The sequence below is a fragment of the Streptomyces sp. CRCS-T-1 genome (assembly GCF_024442335.1).
GTDB classification, from domain to species: domain Bacteria; phylum Actinomycetota; class Actinomycetes; order Streptomycetales; family Streptomycetaceae; genus Streptomyces; species Streptomyces koelreuteriae.
This window is the reverse complement of the sequence record NZ_CP101651.1, coordinates 7,985,795-8,006,071: the sequence shown is the minus strand read 5'-3', so window position 1 is coordinate 8,006,071 and position 20,277 is coordinate 7,985,795. Positions and strand designations below refer to the sequence as shown.

Annotated in this window: 12 protein-coding genes, 1 tRNA gene and 2 pseudogenes; 10 read left to right on the top strand and 5 right to left on the bottom strand. The window is 72.5% G+C overall.

Annotated elements, in window-relative coordinates; translation table 11 throughout:
* Window positions 1–27 precede the first annotated feature (27 nt).
* The 3 genes from NNW99_RS36200 to NNW99_RS36190 form a co-directional block, all read right to left on the bottom strand.
* Window positions 28–975 (bottom strand): glutathione S-transferase C-terminal domain-containing protein, encoded by a 948-nt coding sequence (locus NNW99_RS36200; protein WP_215123405.1) that lies wholly within the window; start codon window positions 973–975, stop codon window positions 28–30.
* Window positions 976–1,104: 129 nt separating this feature from the next.
* Entirely contained in the window at window positions 1,105–1,230 is a 126-nt protein-coding gene (locus NNW99_RS36195) for a hypothetical protein (RefSeq protein ID WP_255961325.1), read from the bottom strand.
* Window positions 1,231–1,331: 101 nt separating this feature from the next.
* Window positions 1,332–2,249 (bottom strand): LLM class F420-dependent oxidoreductase, encoded by a 918-nt coding sequence (locus tag NNW99_RS36190; RefSeq protein WP_215123403.1) that lies wholly within the window; start codon window positions 2,247–2,249, stop codon window positions 1,332–1,334.
* Window positions 2,250–2,535: 286 nt separating this feature from the next.
* Here NNW99_RS36190 and NNW99_RS39255 point away from each other — a divergent pair, with 286 nt between their 5' ends.
* The 5 genes and pseudogenes from NNW99_RS39255 to NNW99_RS39250 form a co-directional block, all read left to right on the top strand.
* Window positions 2,536–3,081, top strand: coding sequence for a hypothetical protein (locus NNW99_RS39255; RefSeq protein WP_370869183.1), 546 nt, complete (start codon window positions 2,536–2,538; stop codon window positions 3,079–3,081).
* 14 nt (window positions 3,082–3,095) lie between these two features.
* Complete coding sequence (locus NNW99_RS36180; protein ID WP_215123401.1) at window positions 3,096–4,475, top strand: LLM class flavin-dependent oxidoreductase; 1,380 nt, start codon at window positions 3,096–3,098, stop codon at window positions 4,473–4,475.
* A 99-nt stretch (window positions 4,476–4,574) separates the two neighbouring features.
* Window positions 4,575–5,096 (top strand): annotated as a pseudogene (locus tag NNW99_RS36175) (FAD-dependent monooxygenase); the annotation flags it as partial.
* A 121-nt stretch (window positions 5,097–5,217) separates the two neighbouring features.
* Entirely contained in the window at window positions 5,218–5,727 is a 510-nt protein-coding gene (locus NNW99_RS36170; protein WP_215123400.1) for a DinB family protein, read from the top strand.
* Between the two features lie 83 nt (window positions 5,728–5,810).
* A pseudogene (locus NNW99_RS39250) lies at window positions 5,811–7,580 on the top strand (AMP-binding protein); the annotation flags it as partial.
* A gap of 439 nt (window positions 7,581–8,019) precedes the next feature.
* Here the strand turns inward: NNW99_RS39250 and NNW99_RS36155 are convergent.
* A tRNA-OTHER gene (locus tag NNW99_RS36155) sits at window positions 8,020–8,120 on the bottom strand.
* Between NNW99_RS36155 and NNW99_RS36150 the strand changes: the two genes are divergently transcribed.
* The 4 genes from NNW99_RS36150 to NNW99_RS36130 all read left to right on the top strand — a co-directional run bounded on the left by NNW99_RS36150 (window position 8,085) and on the right by NNW99_RS36130 (window position 18,077).
* Window positions 8,085–13,883, top strand: coding sequence for a type I polyketide synthase (locus NNW99_RS36150; RefSeq protein ID WP_285439969.1), 5,799 nt, complete (start codon window positions 8,085–8,087; stop codon window positions 13,881–13,883). The two genes, NNW99_RS36155 and NNW99_RS36150, sit on opposite strands and share 36 nt — an antisense overlap.
* Window positions 13,880–15,373: a tryptophan 7-halogenase gene (locus NNW99_RS36140; protein WP_215123398.1), complete on the top strand. Its 1,494-nt coding sequence runs from the start codon at window positions 13,880–13,882 to the stop codon at window positions 15,371–15,373. Before NNW99_RS36150 ends, NNW99_RS36140 begins: the two co-directional genes overlap by 4 nt.
* 125 nt (window positions 15,374–15,498) lie before the next feature.
* On the top strand, window positions 15,499–17,007 hold the full coding sequence (locus NNW99_RS36135) for an aromatic amino acid ammonia-lyase (protein WP_215124576.1): 1,509 nt from the start codon (window positions 15,499–15,501) through the stop codon (window positions 17,005–17,007).
* Window positions 17,004–18,077: an ABC transporter substrate-binding protein gene (locus NNW99_RS36130; protein WP_251058023.1), complete on the top strand. Its 1,074-nt coding sequence runs from the start codon at window positions 17,004–17,006 to the stop codon at window positions 18,075–18,077. The genes NNW99_RS36135 and NNW99_RS36130 overlap by 4 nt, the downstream gene beginning before the upstream one ends.
* Here NNW99_RS36130 and NNW99_RS36125 read toward each other — a convergent pair.
* Window positions 18,065–18,973, bottom strand: a complete 909-nt coding sequence (locus tag NNW99_RS36125; RefSeq protein WP_215123397.1) for an endonuclease/exonuclease/phosphatase family protein — start codon at window positions 18,971–18,973, stop codon at window positions 18,065–18,067. The genes NNW99_RS36130 and NNW99_RS36125 overlap by 13 nt on opposite strands.
* 317 nt (window positions 18,974–19,290) lie before the next feature.
* Here NNW99_RS36125 and NNW99_RS36120 point away from each other — a divergent pair, with 317 nt between their 5' ends.
* Complete coding sequence (locus NNW99_RS36120) at window positions 19,291–20,271, top strand: aldo/keto reductase (RefSeq protein WP_215123396.1); 981 nt, start codon at window positions 19,291–19,293, stop codon at window positions 20,269–20,271.
* The last annotated feature ends 6 nt before the right edge of the window (window positions 20,272–20,277 follow it).

Below are 20,277 nucleotides of genomic sequence, written 5' to 3'. Positions count from 1 at the left end.
GTATGGCGGGCCCCATGTCGTCGGAGATTAGGCGGAGTCGGGTCGGCGAAGGTGGAGGGCGTATTGCGGTTCCATGAAGCCGTCCGGGCCCTGCCGGGCGGGCCCGTCCGCGATGTGTTCGGCCCAGTCGAGGATCTGTACCGCCGCCCCCGCGGCCTCCAGCCCCTGGCACCGGTCGTGGTGCCTCATGGCGATGCCGTCCAGGTCGAGATGGCGGCCGAACGCGGGGTGGGCGGCGAGCCGTCGGGCGTAGGTCCACAGGTGCGGATGGTCGGCGATGCGGTGGACCGCGGCGGCGTCCAGATGCAGCCGGTGCACGGTGTCGAGCTGGACCAGGGCCACCCACAACCGTACGTCGGCGGCGGTCAGTTCCTCGCCGAGGACGAAGCCCTGACCGGCGAGACGCCACTCCAGTGAGCCGAGGACCCTCAGGAGAGAACTGAGGGCCGTGTGGCGTGCGGTGGCGTCGGTGTCGGCCTGTCCGGCGCGCTGTGCGGCGTCGTTGATCCGGTCGTCACAGAGGCGTTCGACGGCCTCTATCTCCTCCTCCGCGCCGTGCGGGTAGAGCACGGGCCGGTCGGTGCCGTCGTCGCCGAAGCACCGGGCCAGGTCCCGGAGGATGTGCGAGGAGTGCGTGGTGACGATCCGCCCGGTCCAGGTGTCGCTCAGCACCGGTGCGAGGGCCGGACCTGGATGACGGTGCGAGCTGGCCTCGTACAAGGGGCTCAGCGCGGAGTGTCCGCCGTCGGGCCGGTCGGGGAGGGCCGGCAGCAGCACGACCGGGAGGGTGTCCTCCAGGCCGAGCAGGCTGTGGGTGATGGCGATGCGCAGACAGTTGGGGCACGACAGCGAGAGGTGGAGGCGGTAGCGGCGCGGGGCGGCGTAGTAGCCGCTGCCGGCGTCACAGCCGATCCTGCCCCGGAACGGCGGCGGTGAGGGGAGGGACGGGACGGTGGTCAGGGGTGCGGCGGGCATGTGTCTCCCTGGGTCCGGGTCCGGCTTCTGGGGGTGCGGCGGGCAGGCGCACGCGGGGGGACGGGTGCGCGGCGGCGTCGGCGCATACCCGTGCGCGGCGGGGCGCGGCGCCCGACGGGCGCCGACGGTTCAGCTCTGGGGGTTCGCCGCGCTGCAGACGCGCAGGAGATCGATGTGCCGGCGGGAGGTGAGGAGCAGGGACCAGCGGCCCGCGCGCAACGCGCGGTCGGCGGGCGGCTCCAGTCGCTCCATCATTTCCTACCGATGCACTAGGAATCTCTGCTCTGGAGTGTCAGGCGGCTTTCCCGCCACGTCAAGAGGGCCCGCGCAGGCACGGGCCGCCCTCTGCCGGTGCATCAGTCGTTCGCCAGTTCTCCGAGCAGCTTCCAGGTGCGGCGTCGGTCGGCCTCGCCGCCCAGGTCCGTCATGGTGAGGACCACCTCCGTCGCCCCGGCGTCCCGGTATCGCGCGACCTCGGCGGCGACGGCCTCCTCGTCCCCGATCACGGCCTGGTCGACGGCCCGGGTGCCGCCGGACAGCCCGATGACGCGCTGGTAGGAAGGGAACCGCTCGTAGAACGCGAGCGCCTCGGTCGCCTTCTCCCGCACGCTCTCGGCGTCGGCGGTGACCACGCCGGGGACGAACGCCACGATGCGGGGCGCGGGCCGGCCGGCCGCCTCGGCCGCGGCGGTGACGGCGGGGACGATGTGGTCGGCGAGGGCGCGCGGGCCGGCGAGGTACGGCAGGATGCCGTCGGCGAGTTCGCCGGAGGCGCGCAGTGCCTGCGGTGCCATGGCCGCGACCAGCAGCGGCACGGGCGGTGCGGCACCCGGCACCGCGCCCGGCAGCGGGGTGGTGGCGGTCAGCAGCTCTCCGTGGAAGTCGGCGCTGCCCGTCTCGACGAGTTGGCGCAGGGCGGTGAGGAACTCCCGGAGCAGGCGGATGGGGCGCTCGTGCGGGATTCCGAAGCCGGTCTCCGTCAGGTACTTGGTGCCGAGCGCGAGCCCGAGGTGGTAGCGGCCGCCGGTCGCCGCCTGGGCGGTCTGGGCCTGGCTGGAGATGAGGAGCGGATGGCGGCCGAAGACGGGGATCGCGGAGGTCCCGACCTGCAGCCCTGGTACCTCGCGGCCGACGATCGCGGCGAGCGTGGGTGAGTCGTAGGCGAAGGTCTGCCCGAACCAGGCGGAACGCAATCCGGCTTCGTGGGCTTCCCGTGCCAGCCGCACCGTGCCGTCGATCTCATGGTCAAGGGGAAGCGCTACTCCGATGGTCATGCCCAGGGCAACCGGCCTGCTCTCGACCGGCATTCCTGCTCACGCATGACAAGCTCATGACCGCCTTGTAACGGGGATTTTCTCCTCCGGGCGGCTCGGCTACTTTTCGGGCCATGCAGCGATCCGCACACCTGACGACGCGAGGTCATGTCGACCTGAAGCGTGTGTGCTCCGCGGCGTGTCAGCGGGCCTGAGCGCTTCCTGCCCACCGGGTTCGCGACCTGGGCAGATGCACGCACCGCCAGCACCCGCCCGCCGCCGCTGCCACCGAGCCTGGAAGACAGCCGTGAAGAGTCTCTCCGCGTACCCCCGACGTGCCCCCGCCTCGCTGCGCCGCTCGGACATCCCCGCCCCCGGACCGGCCCGCCGTGTCACGGGTGCGGCATCCGTTCTGAGCGCAGTACTCGACCACGGCCCGGTCGCCCGCTCGACCGTCGCCCGGCTGACGGGCCTCTCCCCCGCGTCCGTGTCCGGCCACTCCGGCCGACTGCTGTCCCGCGGCCTCGTCCGCGAGAGCGCGGAGGCCACCGGACCGACGGGGCTGGGGCGTCCGCACATACCGTTGGACATCGACACCCGGATCAAGATGCACGGACTGCTGCGCGAGCTGTACGAGCGCCATCGCCCTGCCGTGCTGCTGGTCACCCATGACGTGGACGAGGCCGTGGAACTCGCCGACCGGGTGCTGGTCCTGGAGGACGGCCGTATCTCCGTGGACCTCGCCGTCGATCTGCCCACTCCGCGTTCCCCGCGGGACCCGCGCTTCCAGGAACACCGCGACACGCTGCTCGCCGCCCTCGGGGTGGCGCGGCACCGGCCCAGCACCTCTTGAGGAGACGACACCCCATGTCCCGTACGACCGGCGGCCGTGAGCCGCTGCACCTGAACGCGTTCCTCATGTCCACCGGGCACCACGAGGCCTCCTGGCGGCTCCCGGAGAGCCCGGCGGAGGCGAACGCGGACATCGAGCACTACAAGAATCTGGCGCGGATCGCCGAACGCGGCAAGCTGGACTCGCTGTTCCTCGCGGACAGCCCGGTGCTGATGGGCGACCCGGGCAGAAGGCCGGCGGCCAAGCTGGAACCGACCGTCCTGCTGACGGCGCTGGCCGGGGCCACCCGGCACATCGGCCTTATCGCCACCGCCTCCACCAGTTACAACGAGCCGTACAACCTGGCCCGCCGGTTCGCCTCGCTGGACCATGTCTCCGGTGGCCGGGCCGGCTGGAACATCGTCACCACCGCGGGCGCCGACGCGGCACGCAACTTCGGCCTCGACGACACGCCGCTGCACAGGGTCCGCTACCGGCGGGCCGCGGAGTTCGTCGAGGTCTCCACCAAGCTGTGGGACAGCTGGGCGGACGACGCGGTGGTCGCCGACAAGGAGCGCGGCGTGCACGCCCTGACCGAGCGGGTGCGCCGTATCGATCACGTGGGTGAGTTCTTCCGGGTCGAGGGGCCGCTGAACGTCCAGCGCCCGCCGCAGGGTTACCCGTTGCTCGTCCAGGCCGGCTCCAGCGAGGACGGCAAGGACTTCGCCGCCCGGTACGCGGAGGCGGTGTTCACCGCGCAGCAGACCTTGGAAGAGGGCATCGCCTTCTACAAGGACGTCAAGCAGCGGGCGCGACTACTCGGCCGCGACCCGGACGGCGTCAAGATCCTGCCCGGCATCGTCCCCGTCATCGGCGACACCGAGACGGAGGCACTGGAGCTGGACGCGGAGCTGGACCGGCTCATCGTCCCCGAGTACGCCAAACGGCAGCTCGCCCAAACGCTGAAGCTCGCCCCCGAGGCACTGGACCTCGACGCGGAACTCCCCGCGGACCTGCCCGGCGAGGACGAGATCGAGGGCGCCAAGAGCCGCTACACGCTCGTCGTCGAACTCGCGCGGCGCGATCGGTTGACGGTACGTCAGCTCATCGGGCGGCTCGGCGGCGGCCGCGGCCATCGCACCTTCGCCGGTACGGCGGAGCAGGTCGCCGACACCATCGAGCACTGGTACGACAGCGGAGCCGCCGACGGCTTCAACATCATGCCCGCCGTACTCCCCTCAGGCCTGGAGGTCTTCGTGGACCGGGTGGTGCCGATCCTCCAGGAACGGGGCCTGTTCCGCACCGAGTACACGGGCTCCACCCTGCGCGCCCACTACGGCCTCCCGCGCCCCGCCAATCGGCTGTTCGACACCGTCGGCTCGGCCGAGGGACACATCGGCGTCGCCCTCGCGTAGCCGCATGCGGCGCTTCACCCCAGCGCCGTCATCACCAGCCCGCGAATCTCCCGTTCCGACACGCTTCCACCGCTCACGAGCCGGTCGAAGACCAGCCCGTCCACACGGCATCCGGACGCCCTGTCCGCGATGCGCCGGCGCTTCGGCGACTGGCACGATCCGATCCCCGCGCTGCTCGACGCCACCCGGCCGGACGCCGTCCTGCACCACGACATCCACGAACTGGCAACGCCCCTGCCGGCGTTCGCCGATGGCCGGGTGGTTCTCCTCGGCGACGCGGCTCACGCCATGACGCCGAACCTCGGCCAGGGCGCCTGCCAGGCCCTGGAGGACACGGCCGCGCTGGCCGCCGCGCTCGCTACCGAGCCCACGGTCGATGCGGCACTGACCCGGTACGACGCCGAGCGCCGCCCGCGCAGCCAGTCCGTAGCCCGCGCCGCCCGCCAGGCCGGTCGGCTGGGCCAGCGACTGACCCACCCCCTGGCCGTCGCCCTGCGCAACACGGCCCTCCGCCTGACCCCCTCCCGCGCGACCGTCCACGCCATCCTGCGCCATGCCGACTGGACCCCACACAGCCTGGAACGGCCCGGCCCGACCGGGGACACACGCCCCGAGACCTGAAACCGCGTCGTGCCCGTCCGCCGCGACCCGGCTTCCACGTGTGCACTCTGCTCGGCTCCGGGTCGGCGGCGATGCCCTGCCGGGGCCTTCGGGAAAAGCCGAGCGGCCTATCGTTGCGGTCATGGTCTTCGAGTCAACGACAGAGCCCGCCGTCTTCCACGCCTCGTTCCGCGATCAGTTCGAGGTCTTCCTCGACGAGCATCGGTCCGCGCTGCACCACAGTCTCGACGGGCTGACCGAGGAGCAGGCGCGCCGGTCGCTGGTCGCGTCCAAGACCACCCTGCTCGGCCTGCTCAAGCACGCCACGTTCGTCGAGAAGGTCTGGTTCGACGAGGCGGTCACCTGCCGTACCCGGAGCGAGATCGGCATTCCGGACACGCCCGACGAGTCGTTCGACCTCCATGACGACGACACGATCGCCTCGGTCCAGAGCGCCCATCAGCAGGCGTGCGCGGCGTCCCGCCAAGCCACGGAGAAGCTGACGCTGGACGACGTCCTCCAGGGCAACCGCCGGGGCCCCCTGCCGCTGCGCTGGATCTACCTCCACACGCTGCGCGAGCTGGCCCAGCACTGCGGCCACGCCGAGATCCTCCGCGAGCAGATCCTCGACGACACGATGCGCCACAGCTAGTCCGGAGCGCCGACCTGGGCGCCGCCGCCACGTCCCGTAGGGTCAACATCGTTGCACCGCGTGGGACTTGGGAGGGCGCAGACATGGGGCGGGACGAGCTGATCCGGCCAGTGCCGGAGCTGTTGCGGCGGCACGCCGAGACGGCCGGGCAGCGGATCGCCTACGCCGATTCCGCGCGCGGCGTCACCTACGCCGAACTGGAGCGCCGCACCCGCTCGCTGGCCTCGTACCTGAGAACCCGGACAGCGCTGCGCGGCGGCGACCGTGTCGCGATCTGCCTCGGCAACTGCGTGGAGTCGGTGGAGAGTTGCCTCGCCGCGCTGCGCGCGGGGATGGTCGGCGTACCGCTCGATCCGCGGTCCTCCGACGCCGAGCTGGCCCACTTCCTCGCGGACAGCGGCGCCGGGTTCGTCATCACCGACGCCGCGCATGCCGCCCGACTGCGCCGCCTGGGGCCGCCGTACGACCGTCTGGGCGTCCTGGTCACCGGGGCCGGCCCGGCTCCGGACGGCGCCGAGTTGTTCCTGAGCGCGGTCGAGAGCGACGCGTCCGCGGAGATCGATCTGCTCGGGCTCGACGATCCGGCCTGGATGCTCTACACCTCCGGCACCACGCACCGGCCCAAGGGCGTGCTGTCCACGCAGCGGGCCGCGTTGTGGTCCGTGGCCGCCTGCTACGCCCCGATCTTCGGCCTCTCGCCCGACGACCGGCTGCTCTGGCCGCTTCCGCTGTTCCACAGCTTCAGCCACTCGCTGGCGATCCTGGGCGTGACCGCTGTGGGCGCGAGCGCCCGGATCGCCGGTGAGCTGCTGCCGCCGGGCGGACTGAGGCAGGAACTGCTCACGGGGTACGAGGGGCTCGGCGGGCCCTTCACCATGCTGGCCGGCGTGCCGACGACGTATCGCCGGCTGGTCGACTCGCCGGGTGAACTCCCCCAGGCGCTGCGGATGTGCGTCGTGGCCGGTGCGCCGAGCGGACCCGCTCTGCGCGCGGCCGTGGAGGAGACTCTCGGTGCGCCGCTGCTCGACGCGTACGGCAGTACCGAGACCTGCGGCATGATCGCGGTGAACCGCCCCGACGGGCCCAGAGTCGACGGCTCCTGCGGGGCGCCCGTCCCCGGCACGGACGTACGCCTGGTCGACCCGCGCGGCGGCGAGGACGTCCCGGACGGGGCCGAGGGCGAGGTCTGGGTGCGGGGGCCGGGCCTGATGACCGGGTACCACGGGCAGCCCGAGGCGACCGCGGCCGCGCTGCGGGACGGCTGGTACCGCACCGGCGACCTCGGACGCCGCGTCGAACACGGCCACCTCCGGCTCACGGGCCGGGTCAGCGAGTTGATCATCCGGGGTGGCGAGAACATCCACCCGACGGAGATCGAGCAGGCCCTGTCGCGGTGCCCGGGCGTGTCCGAGGCCGTCGTCGTGGGTGTGCCGCACGCCGTGCTCGGCGAGGTGCCGGTCGCCTTCGTCGTACCGGGTCCGGAGGGGATGGACGCACGGCGGGTGCTCGCCGAATGCCGCACCAGGCTGGCCGACTTCAAGGTCCCGGCCGAGATCCACGAGATCGCCGCCGTCCCGCGCACCGCGTCCGGCAAGATCGCCCGGCACGCGCTGGCCGTCCCGGCCCCGCCCACGGTCGACACCGCGCCCACCGCCCTGCGCGAGCGGCTCCTGCCCCTCTCACCCGAGGACCAGGAACGCGCGCTCCGCGAAACGGTGCTTGCCGAAACGGCCGGGATCTGCCGTCACACGCCCGGCGAACTGCCCGACGCGGCCGTCCCCTTCACCGAACTCGGCATGACGTCCGTCGGCGCCGTGGAGCTGGTGGACCGGCTCGGCGGGCTGACCGGGCTGGACCTGCCGTCGACGCTGGTCTTCGACCACCCCACACCGGCCGAGGTCGCCCGCCACCTGCGCGTGGCGCTCTTCGAGAGCGCACCTGAGGACCACCCGCGTACGCCCGGTGCACGGGAGTCGTCCTCCGACGACGATCCCGTCGTGATCGTCGCCATGGGCTGCCGGTATCCCGGTGACGTCAACTCCCCCGACGATCTGTGGGAGTTGGTGACTCAGGGGCGGGACGCCGTCTCTGAGTTCCCGACCGACCGCGGCTGGGACCTGGACGCCCTGTACGACCCCGATCCCGACCGGATCGGCACGTCGTACACGCGGCACGGCGGATTCCTGCACCGGGCGGCGGACTTCGACGCCGGGCTGTTCGGCATCTCCCCGCGCGAGGCACTCGCGATGGATCCGCAGCAGCGGCTGCTCCTGGAGACGTCCTGGGAGGTGTGGGAGCGGGCCGGAATCGATCCGGCGTCGGTGCGTGAGAGCGACACCGGCGTGTTCGTGGGCGTGATGTACGCCGACTACTCCGCCCGCCTCAACCGCTCCCACGAGCTGGAGGCCCACCTGGGGCTGGGCTCGGCGGGCAGCGTGGCCTCGGGGAGGATCTCGTACGTCTACGGTCTGCGCGGACCGGCGATCACGGTCGACACCGCGTGCTCGTCCTCGCTGGTGACGCTGCACTGGGCGGCGCGGGCGCTGCGCTCGGGCGAATGCTCGATGGCGCTGGCCGGCGGGGTCACTTTGATGGCGACGCCCAAGCCGTTCCTCGCGTTCAGCCGGCAGCGCGGGCTGTCGCCGGACGGGCGCTGCAAGTCGTTCTCGGCGGCGGCCGACGGCACGGCCTGGGGCGAGGGCGTGGGCCTCGTCCTGCTGGAGCGGTTGTCCGACGCGCGGCGGGGCGGCCATCCGGTCCTGGCCGTGCTGCGCGGCTCCGCCGTGAACTCCGACGGCGCCTCCAACGGGCTCGCCGCGCCCCACGGGCCGGCCCAGCGGCGGCTCATCACCCGGGCGCTCACGGACGCGGGCCTGCGCGCCGGGGACGTGGACGCGGTGGAGGCCCACGGCACCGGCACCAGGCTGGGCGACCCCATCGAGGCACAGGCCCTGCTGGCCACGTACGGACAGGGCCGCGAGCAGCCGCTGTGGCTCGGCTCGGTGAAGTCCAACCTCGGGCACACGCAGGCGGCGGCCGGAGTCGCCGGTGTCATCAAGATGGTGCAGGCCCTGCGCCACGGCGAGTTGCCCCGGACCCTGCACGCCGAATCGCCTTCGCCTCATGTGGACTGGTCGTCCGGCCGCGTGGAACTGCTCACCGACGCCCGGCCCTGGCCGGCTTCGGACCGGCCGCGGCGTGCGGGGGTGTCGGCCTTCGGGATCGGCGGGACCAACGCGCATGTGATTCTGGAGGAGGCGCCGGAGACGAAGACAGCGGCCTCTACCGAGACGATGGCGGCACCGCCCGTGCGGTGGCCGCTCTCCGCCCACGTTCCGTGGCTGCTCTCGGCCGCCGACGAACCCGCCCTGCGCACCCAGGCCGGCCGGCTCGCGGCCGAGGTGGCGAAACGGCCCGGCCTGTCGCCCGCCGACATCGCCTTCTCGCTGGCGGTGTCGCGCTCCGCCCTCCCCCATCGCGCACTCGTGCCGGCCGGTGACCGGGCCCGGACACTGGACGCGCTCAGCGTGTTCGCCCAGGGCGGGGAGGTCCCGGGAGTCGTACGAGGACTGGCGGACCCGGAGATCCGTACGGCCTTCCTGTTCACCGGGCAAGGCGCCCAGCGCCCCCGGATGGGCGCGGAACTGCGCGCCGCCTTCCCCGTGTTCGCCGACGCCTTCGACGAGGTCTGCCGGTACCTGGACGACCGTCTCCCCCGGCCACTCAGCGCGGTGCTGTCCGCCGAACCCGGCTCGCCGGAGGCGGCTCTGGTGGACCGTACGGACTTCGCCCAGGCCGGACTGTTCGCCTTCGAGGTGGCGCTGTTCCGGCTGCTCGAGTCGTGGGGCGTGCGTGCCGACGGCCTGGTGGGCCATTCCGTCGGCGAGCTGGCGGCCGCGCATGTCGCCGGGGTTCTCGATCTGCCCGACGCCGCGAGGCTCGTCGCCGCTCGCGGCCGCCTGATGGGGGCACTGCCCGACGGCGGCGCGATGGTGGCGCTGGACGCGACCGAGGAAGAAGCCGTGGCAGCGGTCGCGGAGTTCGGGGCGCGGGCAGCCGTCGCGTCGGTCAACGGGCCCCGTTCCGTGGTGATCTCGGGCGCGCGGGACGCGGTGCTCGCCGTCGCGGCCGGCTTCGAGGCGCGGGGCCGCAGGGCCGTACGGCTGCGGGTGAGCCACGCCTTCCACTCGCCCCTGGTCGAGCCGATGCTCGACGACTTCCTGCGGGTGGCCGAGGAGTTGACCTTCCGGCCGCCACGCATCCCGATCGTCTCCACCGTGACCGGCCTGCCCGCCGACCCCGCGGAACTGTGCTCGCCCGAGTACTGGGCGCGGCACGCCCGACTGCCCGTGCGCTTCGCCGACGCCGTGCGCCGGCTCGCGGACGACGGCATCTCCGTCTACCTGGAACTCGGCCCCGGGCCCGTCCTCACCGCGGCGGCCACGGAGTGTCTGCCCGACGCGCTCACGACCGGCTCCGTTCTCACCGTGGCGACACGCGGCGGCGCCTACGAACCGGAGACGCTGGTGTCGGCCGTGGCCCGGCTGCATGTGGCCGGGGCCGCTGTCGACTGGGCGGCGGTGTACGCGAGTTCCGGGGCGCGCCGCGTAGATCTGCCGACGTACGCCTTCCAACGGCAGCGGTACTGGCTGGACGCGCCCCGCCCGGGAGCGGCCGACGGCGGGACGGCCCTGCTCAGCCCGGCGTTCCCGGTTCCGGAGACCGGGCGGACGGTGCTCACCGGGCTGCTGTCCCTCACGACCCACCCGTGGCTCGCGGATCATGTCGTCGCCGGGAGGGTCATCGTGCCGGCGACGGTGTTCGTGGAGATGGCCGTACGGGCGGGAGACGAGGTGGGCTGCGGCGCCGTCGACGAACTCGTGCTGCTGTCGCCACTCGCCCTGCCCGGTTCCGCTGGGGTGCGGATCCAGGTCGTGGTGGGCGCGCCGGACGACTCGGGCCGGCGCACCGTCGACATCTACTCCCGGCCGGAGGAGTCCGCCGAGGACGCCTCATGGACCAGGAATGTCACGGGACAGCTGGGCCGGGGTCGCGCCGCGCGGGACGAACTGACCCAGTGGCCGCCCCAGGGCGCCGAGGCGGTGGACCTCACCGGCGCGTACGGCGCCCTCGCCGACGCCGGGCTCGGCTACGGGCCCGCCTTCCAGGGGGTCGGCGCGCTCTGGCGGCGCGGCGACGACGTCTTCGCGGAGGTCGCGCTCCCTCCGTCGCACCGGTCGGAAGCGGACCGCTTCGGACTCCACCCGGCGCTGTTCGACGCCGCGCTGCACGCGCCGCTGCTGGCCGCTCCCGCCGGCACGGGCACGGGCACGGTCCGCGTGCCGTTCGCCTGGAGCGGGGTGAGCCTGCACGCCTCGGGAGCCACGGAGCTGCGGGTCAGGGTGACGTCGACCAGCCCGGACACGGTCTCGCTGACCCTGACCGACCCGTCCGGGGCGCTCGTGGCACGCGTGGACGCACTGACCACCAGGGAACTCCCGCCCGACCAGGCCGACATGGCAGACATGGCTGGCGACACGGCCGACGACATCGTACGAAGGGCTCTGCTGCGTCCCGAGTGGGCCGCCCTCGATGTCTCCGGCGCCACCGATGAGGGCGCCGCCTGGGAGGTACGCGGGCCCGACGAGCTGCACCTCGCCGAGTTCCTGCCCGGCACCGTGAACCCCGACGTCGTCGCGGTCACCGCCCTCGCCCGTGCGACCGGCACCGGCACTGATCCGCTCGCCGCCGTACACGAGCTGACCGGCCGCGTACTCGAAGTGCTCCAGGACTGGCAGAGCGATCCGGGTACGGCGGGCTCCCGGCTGGTGGTGGTGACGCGGGATGCCACCGGGCCGGTGCCGGACCTGGCCGGTGCGGCGGTCTGGGGGCTGGTGCGTGCGGCACAGGCGGAGCTGCCCGGTCGTGTGGTCCTGGTCGATGTGGACGGTCGGCCCGAGTCGCTGCGGAGGCTGCCGTCGGCGGTCGCCACGGGTGAGACACAACTCCGGTTGCGGGACGGGCAGGTGACGGTTCCACGACTGACGGCGGCCACTGCTGCCCCCGACGACGTGACTCCCTTCGACCCGGACGGCACGGTGCTGATCACCGGAGGCACCGGCGCGCTCGGCGCGGAGCTGGCACGCCACCTGGTCGCCGAGCACGGCGTACGGCATCTGCTGCTGACCGGACGCCGTGGGCCGCAGGCGCCCGGAGCCCGGGAACTGCGCAGCGCGCTGGAGGAGTCGGGAGCGCGGGTCACCATCGCCGCCTGCGACGCGGCCGACCGTGCCGCCCTGGCCGAGGTGGTCGAGCGCTGCGATCCGCCGTTGACCGCGGTGGTGCACGCCGCCGGGGTCCTCGACGACGGCGTGCTGGACTCGCTGACCCCCGAGCGGATGGCCGCCGTACTGCGGCCGAAGGCCGATGCGGCCTGGCATCTGCACGAACTGACCCGGGACATGGACCTCTCGGCGTTCGTCGTGTTCTCCTCCGTCTCCGGTCTGCTGGGCCGGGCGGGCCAGGGCAACTACGCGGCGGCGAACGCGTTCCTCGATGCCCTCGTTCAGCGCCGCGTCTCCGAGGGACTCCCGGCGGTGTCGCTGGCGTGGGGCCCTTGGGAGCACACCGACGGCATGGCGGCGGGACTCCCCTCGCCGCGCTCGCAGGCAAGTGACGTGCTCGTGCCGCTGTCGACACGGCAGGGCTTGACCCTGTTCGACGCCGCGCTGCGCTCGACGGAACCGGTCCTGGCGCCGATCCTGCTGGACCGGTCGACGCTTCGGTCCGGGGCGGAGCACCTGCCACCGCCGTTGCGCGGGCTCGTCCGCCAGAACCGGCCGACCGCCGCGGGGACGTCCCCCGGGTCCGCCGGGTCGTCCGGGTCGTCCGGCTCTTCCGGCCAGATGCTGGAGCCGGGAGCCTGGCGGAAGCGGCTGGACCCCGTACCCCCGGGTGAGCGGGAGGCGGCGCTGACGGAACTGCTGCGGGCCGACGTCGCCGCGGTGCTCGGCTACCCGCACGCCGACGCGCTCCCGGTCGGCAAGTCCCTCGCCGACCTGGGGTTCGACTCCCTCACCGCCGTGCAGATCCGCAACCGGCTCAGCATCGCGCTGAAGCTCCGGCTGTCGGCCGCGGTGGTGTTCGAGCACCGTACGGCCGAGGAACTGGCACGCCATCTGCTCGGCCTGCTGGACGACGAACCGACCACGGCGGCGGCCCCCGAGACCACACCACCCGAGCCACAGGCGTACACCCTCTCCTCCCTGTTCCGGACGGTCAGCGCCGCCGGCCAGCCGGTGGCGGCGATGCACCTGCTCGTCACCGCGTCCTGGGCGCTGCCCACCTTCCCGGCCGCACAGGGCCGCGCGCACACGCTGCCCCCGATCCGCCGCTCCCACGGCCGATCCGGGTCCGGCTCCGCGTCCGGATCCGGATCCGGCTCCGGCTCCGGCTCCGGAAGGCCGACGGTCGTCTACTTCCCGGCTTACCACCCCTCGCCCGCATCGGACGGCGGAGACTTCCCCCGCTTCCACAGCGCGTTCCAGGACGACCTGGATGTCCTGGAGTTCCCGCACCCCGGGATCGGCGCCGGTACCGCAGTACCGGAGGACCGTGGCGCGCTGGCGCGTACGCAGGCCGAGAACGTGCTGCGGCACGTCGGGGACGGGCCCTTCGTGGTCGTGGGACGGTCGGCGGGCGGCAATGTGGCGCACCTGGTCGCCCACCAGTTGGAGCGGATGGGCCGGGCCCCGACCGGTCTGGTGCTGCTGGACACGTACCACATCACGCCGGACAACAGCGGCAAGGACTGGCTGCTGTCCCTGGGCGCCCCACCGCCGCAGGACACCGGACGGCCCCTCTTCACCGGGGACGACGACAGCGCCCTGGCAGCGATCGGCGCCTACAACCGGATCTTCCTCGACTGGGATCCGGAGCCGATCGCCACGCCCACGCTCCTGGTGCGCGCGCTGCGGCCCACGCCCGCCATGGCGGCCTCCGCCGACGCCGACCACTGGCGGACGTCCTGGCCGACGGCACACGAGGTCGCGGACGTCCCCGGCGACCATCTGACGATGATGCGGGAACACGCGGAGACCACCGCATCGGCGATCCGTGCCTGGATCGACGCGCGTACGACGAAGGGAGACCAGTGAGTCAGGCCCGTCCTCCGCAGGACTTCGACGTCATCGTGGTCGGTGGCGGCCCGGCCGGGTCGACGGTCTCGGCGGCCGTCGCCCTGCACGGCCATCGCGTCCTCCTCCTCGAGAAGGAGACCTTCCCGCGCTACCAGATCGGCGAGTCGCTGCTCCCCTCCACCGTGCACGGCGTGTGCCGGATCCTCGGTGTCGAGGACGAGATGGCGCGGGCGGGCTTCAAGCCGAAGCGCGGCGGCACGTTCCGCTGGGGCCGCAACCGGGACCCCTGGCAGTTCTCCTTCGCGCTGTCGCCCCGGCTCGCCGACCCGACCTCGTTCGCCTACCAGGTCGAGCGGTCCCGCTTCGACGCGATCCTCCTGGACAACGCCCGCCGGGTCGGGGTCGACGTGCGGGAGGGCTGCCGTGTGACCGGCGTGCTCGCAGACGAGGAGCGGGTCCGGGGGGTGCGCTGGACCGGCCCCGACGGTGAGATCCGCGAGGCCCGCGCCCGCTACGTCGTGGACGCCTCCGGCAACGGCAGCAGGATCCACCCGCACGTCGGCGGAAAGCGGGTCTACTCCGACTTCTTCCGCAACATCGCGGTGTTCGGCTACTTCGCCGGCGGCGCGCGGCTCCCGGCGCCGAACGACGGCAACATCTTCTGCGCCGCCTTCGAGGAGGGCTGGATCTGGTACATCCCGCTCCGGGACGACCTCACCAGCGTCGGTGCCGTGGTCTCCCACGAGAACGCCGAGGCCGTCCAGGGTGATCCGGCGGCCGCGTGGCGCCGGCTGATCGACGCCTGCCCGGAGATACGCGACCTCCTCGACGGCGTCCCGCAGGCCACGGAGGCGCCCTACGACCAGGTCCGCGTCCGCAAGGACTGGTCGTACTGGAAGTCTCAGCTCTGGCGGCCCGGCATGGCGCTCGTCGGAGACGCCGCGTGCTTCGTCGACCCGGTGCTCTCCAGCGGGGTGCATCTGGCGACCTACGGCGGACTGCTCGCCGCCCGGTCCCTCAACGGCTGCCTCGCCGGAACCCTGGACGAGGACCGGCTGTTCGCCGAGTTCGAGGCCCGCTACCGGCACGAGTACGGCCTGTTCCACGAGTTCCTGGTCTCCTTCTACGACATGCACCAGGACGAACGGTCGTACTTCTGGAAGGCGCGCAAGGTCACCAGTATCGGTACGACGGAGCTGGAGGCGTTCGTCGAGCTGGTGGGCGGGCTGGCGTCCGGCGACGCGTCCCTCACCGGGGCCGGACCGGCCGGCGAACGGCTGACCGCGGTCGCCGACGACTTCGAGCGAGCCGTGCGCCGCCTTCCCGAAGCCGATGACCTGCGCAATCCGCTCTACGAGTCCCAGACCTTCCGGCAGGTCTTCCAGGAGGGGACCGTCCTGCAGGAACGCGGGTTGTTCGGCGGCCCGCTGGAGGACGAGGCGCCGCTGCGCCCGGGCGGACTGGTGGCGTCGGAGGACGGGCTGTCCTGGGTCGAACCCGCGCCGTAGGAATCCCGTGGTCGCCGCCGTGAGACACCCCTTGCCCGGATGTATGGCCTCATGCAGAGTTCTCTGTGCGTGAATAGTGGTCAACTGCCTGGATCGAGGGGTGTTTGCGCTTGATCTCGTCTCAGATGGTGAACACTCCGGACACTCCGAAGGGTGTCGGCCACGGCTCGGCTCTCATCGCTCTCGACGGCACCGGTCTCGGTGTGGCGGACGTCGCGCGGCTCGCCTCCGGGATCGCGCGGCCGACTCCCCGGAGCGAGGCGATGCGGCGCATGGAGGAGTCCTGGAACGCCGCCCGGCAGATCGCCGCGACCGGCCGCGTCTACGGCCGTTCCACCGGCGTCGGCGCCCAACGTACGGAGGACGTGCCCACCGGGGCGGACGCCGCCCACGGTCTGCGCCTGCTGCGCAGCCACGCCGGCGCCATCGGTGAGGAACTCCCCGCCCGTCAGGTACGCGCGATGCTCGCCGTACGGGCCAACCAGCTGCTGGCCGGAGGCGCAGGGCTGCGGCCCACCGTCGTGACGGCCCTGTGCGAGGCGCTGGAGAGCGGGGCGTACCCGGTCGTCAACGAGTTCGGCTCCGTCGGCACCGGCGACATCGCGGCCCTGGCACAGGCGGGGCTGGCTCTGGCCGGTGAGCACCCCTGGCGCGGGGGCACCCCGCCGGAGTCCCTGCCGCTCGACAACAACGACGCGCTGGCCTTCATCAGCAGCAACGCCCTCACCCTCGGCCAGTCGGCCCTCGCCCTGCACGAGCTGCGCGGGCTGCTGGAGGCCACCCAGGTCGTCGCCGCGCTGTCGCTGCTGGCCACCGACGGCTCCCACGAGGCCTACGCCGCCCCCGTGCACGCCGCCCGTCCGCACCGCGGCTGCGCCGACGTCGCCCGCCGTATGCGGGAGTTGATCGGCGCCGCCGATCGCCCGACCCCACCGCTGGACCGTCTCCAGGACCCGTACGGCTTCCGCTGTCTGCCCCAGATCCACGGCCCGGCCCACGACGCGGCGGACGCCCTGGAGGAGGTCGTCGCCGTCGAGATCAACGCGGCCGCCGAGAACCCGCTGATCTTTCCCGAGGACATGGCCGCCTACCACCACGGCGGCTTCTACCAGGCCCAACTCGGCCTCGCCCTGGACCACTTCCGGCTGTCGCTGACGCAGGTGGCACGCCTGTCGACCTCCCGCCTCGCGACCCTGAACGAGCCCGCCTACACCCGTCTGCGCCCCTTCCTCTCCGACCAGGAGCCGGCCTCCTCCGGCGTGATGATCCTGGAGTACGCCGCCGGGGCCGCGCTCGGTGATCTGCGGGCGTTCTCCGCGCCCGCGTCGCTCGGCCACGCCGTGCTCTCACGCGGTGTCGAGGAACAGGCCAGCTTCGCCTGCCTGGCCGCACGCCAGACACTGCGCGCCTGCGGCGCGTACCGGCTCGTCGTCGGCTGTGAACTCGTCGCCGCCGTACGGGCATTGCGCCAGCGGGGCCTGCGGCCCGAGCGGGGGCTTCCGGTGGCCCACGCGCTGGAGCTCGCCGTATCGGTGCTCGATGAGGACCATGCCGACCGGCCGCTCACCGACGATGTGACGGCGGCGGCCGCACTGCTCGACCGGTTCACCGACATCTGGAGGAAGACCGCGTGACGTCACCCGTACGGATCGGCGCACTCGTTCCGCTGACCCGGCCCGGCTGGACCGAGGCGGGCCGACATCTGCTCGCCGGCCTCGAGTTGGGCGTATCCGAAGTCAATGACGCCGGCGGAATCGCCGGGAGACCGCTCGAACTGGTGGTTCGGGACACGGCCGCCGATCCCCAGAAGGCCGTCGCGGCCGTGGACGAGTTCGCCGGCCTGGGCGTGGCGGCCGTGGCAGGGGAGTATCACAGCGTCGTCGCTCGCGCGGCCGCCTCCAGGGCCGACGCCGTCGGTCTGCCGTTCCTCTGCTCGTCGGCGGTTCTCGACGCGCTCACCGAACAGCCGACGGAATGGGTCGCGCGCCTCGCCCCGCCGCAGTCCCACGGCTGGCGGGTCTACGCGGACTTCCTCCTCGGCGCGGGCCACACCCGTATCGCCGTAGCGACCCAGCCGAGTGTCTACTGGGCGTCCGGGACGCGCATCCTGCGGGACCGCCTGGCTCCACACGGCGGCACCGTCACCGAACTCGACATGAGCGCGCTCACCCCGGCGGCCGTGTGCGACGCACTCGTCGGCCATCGCGTGTCGGCCCTCCTGCTGCTGGTCGGCCACCCGGAGCCGGCCGTGCCGATCGTCCGGTCCGTCCGGGGAGACCGGCGCCTCGCGTCGCTCTTGATCGGTGCTCCGGCCGGGCAACCGGAGTTCGCCACATGGGCGGAGCTGCTGGGCGACGACGGCGCCGGGATCCCGTTCCTGCGCTATCTGCCCGAGCACCTCGGCCCCCTCGGCGCACGAGTCGGGACGACCCTGCGCGAGCGGCTGACCGAAGCGCCCTCCTTCGTCGCCTTCGAGGGCTACGACACGATCGTCGTCCTGGCCGATGTCCTGCGGTCGCACGGCACCGACCGGGGGCGCGTCGCCGCATCCTGGCCGCGCGTCGAGGTCGAAGGCACCCGCGGGCAGATCCGGTTCACGCGCACACCGGGCATCAGCGTCTGGCAGTGGGCCGGGCCGCCGATCCAGGTCGTCGACCGGGATCCGGCCGCACCCGACCGCTTCCGGATCCTTCACACCGGCTGAGCCGGGCCCTCACTGAAGGCCGGATCCACGTCGGTGTACAGCAGGTCGTGGTCGGAGTACGGGGTGGTCTGCACCCGGTGCTTGAGCGGGGCGATGCCACGCAGGAAGACGTAGTCGAACTTGCTGCGCCAGTCGGTGGTCGGCTCGCAGACCCCGAAGGACGAGGGACGGCACTCGGGGTCCGTATCGGCGGCCAGTGCCCAGATCGGGGCGAGTTCGGGAGCGTCCGGCACGGCGTTGAAGTCGCCGAGAGCGATCGCACGGTCGTGCCGGGCGACCTCCTCGGCGAGTACGCGGGTCTGGCCCGCCCGGACCGTTTCCTGACGCCGTTGGGCGAGGTGGGTGTTGAAGACCCGGACGGGCTGGCCGCCCACCATGGTGGTGACGGCCATGTACCCGCGGTCCTCGGATCCTCCGTCGGGGTATTCCACCTCGACGGAGTCCGTCATCGGCGCGGCAGAGAGCACCGCCTGCCCGAAGGCTCCGGGATTCCACGGCGCTCCCCCGCAGCGGCCCCAGTCCTGGAGAACCGACCCGTACTCGACGTGGTACTCCAGCCCGTGAAGGCTCTTCAGATACTCCCGGATCCTCTCGACGTCACTCACGCACGCTTCCTGCATGCCGATGACCTGAGGCGCATACGTGGCGATCTCCGCCGCGCGGCCGACGTTGCTCGCATCGCAGGGGTTGCAGATGTTCCACGTCATGACCCGGTTCGGTACGACATCCCTGACGGCGTCGACCGGCACGGACCTGCCGAAGAGCGCACCACTCGGCGCACTGGGCCCCACCAGCACCATGCAGGCCACGACCACGGCGCCCGCGAGCAACCGCGTACCCCTGACGAGCACCATCGCCTCCTCCGCGTAAGGACATGTGGCGCCTGACGTCTCCATGTCCAAGCACGAGGTTATGGGACGGGGCTGTCGGCGACACATGCTTCTGATCCTTCGGCGCTGCCCCGCCAGCTCGTGGATCATGACATGCAGTGCGCGAAGTGCGCGAGACCTCTTGCGCGATTCGCGCAGCCATGCGAGCGTTCTGCTGGCGCCGACGCCTGTCACCCTCGGACGGCGACGCCACCTGCGCATTCCGCGCACCAGGCGCACTCCCGACGCACATCCGGCGTCGACAGCCGCCCATCAGCCACCGAAACGGCCCGCCGCCCCTGGACCGATCGCCCCGCCCGTCCCCTGCCCCGGAAGGAAACGCCGTGACTGTCGGCATCGAACTCCCGCACGTTCCTGTGCCACTGTCCCGTCTCGTCCTGGGCACGATGACCTTCGGCGACACGGTGGACCGTTCGTCGGCGGCGTTGATGCTGGATGCCGCTTTGGATGCGGGTGTTACGGGCGTGGACACCGCGAACGGCTATGCCGGTGGTGAGAGTGAGCGGCTGTTGGGGGAGTTGCTTGCGGGGCGTCGGGAGCGGGTGGTGTTGGCGACCAAGGCGGGGATTGCGCATCCGGACCAGGGGGATCATGCGCCGTTGTCGCGGTCCGGGTTGCGGGCCGCGCTGGAGGGCAGTCTGAAGCGGCTGGGGACCGATCGTGTCGATCTGTTCTATCTGCATCAGCCCGACCGTGCGACGCCGCTGGTCGAGACTCTGGCGGCGGTGGCCGAGTTCGTGGCCGAGGGGAAGGTCGGGGCGCTGGGGGTGTCCAACTTCGCGGCCTGGCAGATCGCCGAACTCGCCCGGGTGGCGGAGGAGGTGGGGGCTCCGCGGCCGGTGGTCGCGCAGCAGTTGCACAATCTGCTGGCGCGGCGTCTGGAGGAGGAGTACGTCGAGTACGCGGCCGTGTCCGGTCTTGCCACGATGGTCTACAACCCCCTCGGCGGCGGTCTCCTCACCGGCCGGCACTCCTTCGGGCAGGCCCCGGAGGGTGGCCGTTTCGGTGATTCGAAGCTGGCCGTCATGTACCGGCAGCGCTACTGGAACGAGGACCTCTTCCGCGCGGTGGGCGACTTGACGCGTATCGCCTCCGAGGCGGGTCTGGCGCTGACTGATCTGGCGCTGCGGTGGCTGCTGTCCCGTCCCTCTACCGATGCGCTGCTGCTGGGCGGTTCGAGGGTGGAGCACCTCCTCGCCAACATTGCCGCTTCTGCGGCGGGTCCGTTGCCGGCTGATGTCACCGCGGCCTGCGACGAGGTCGGTGCCCGGCTGCGCGGCCCGATGCCCGCCTACAACCGCTGACCCCCA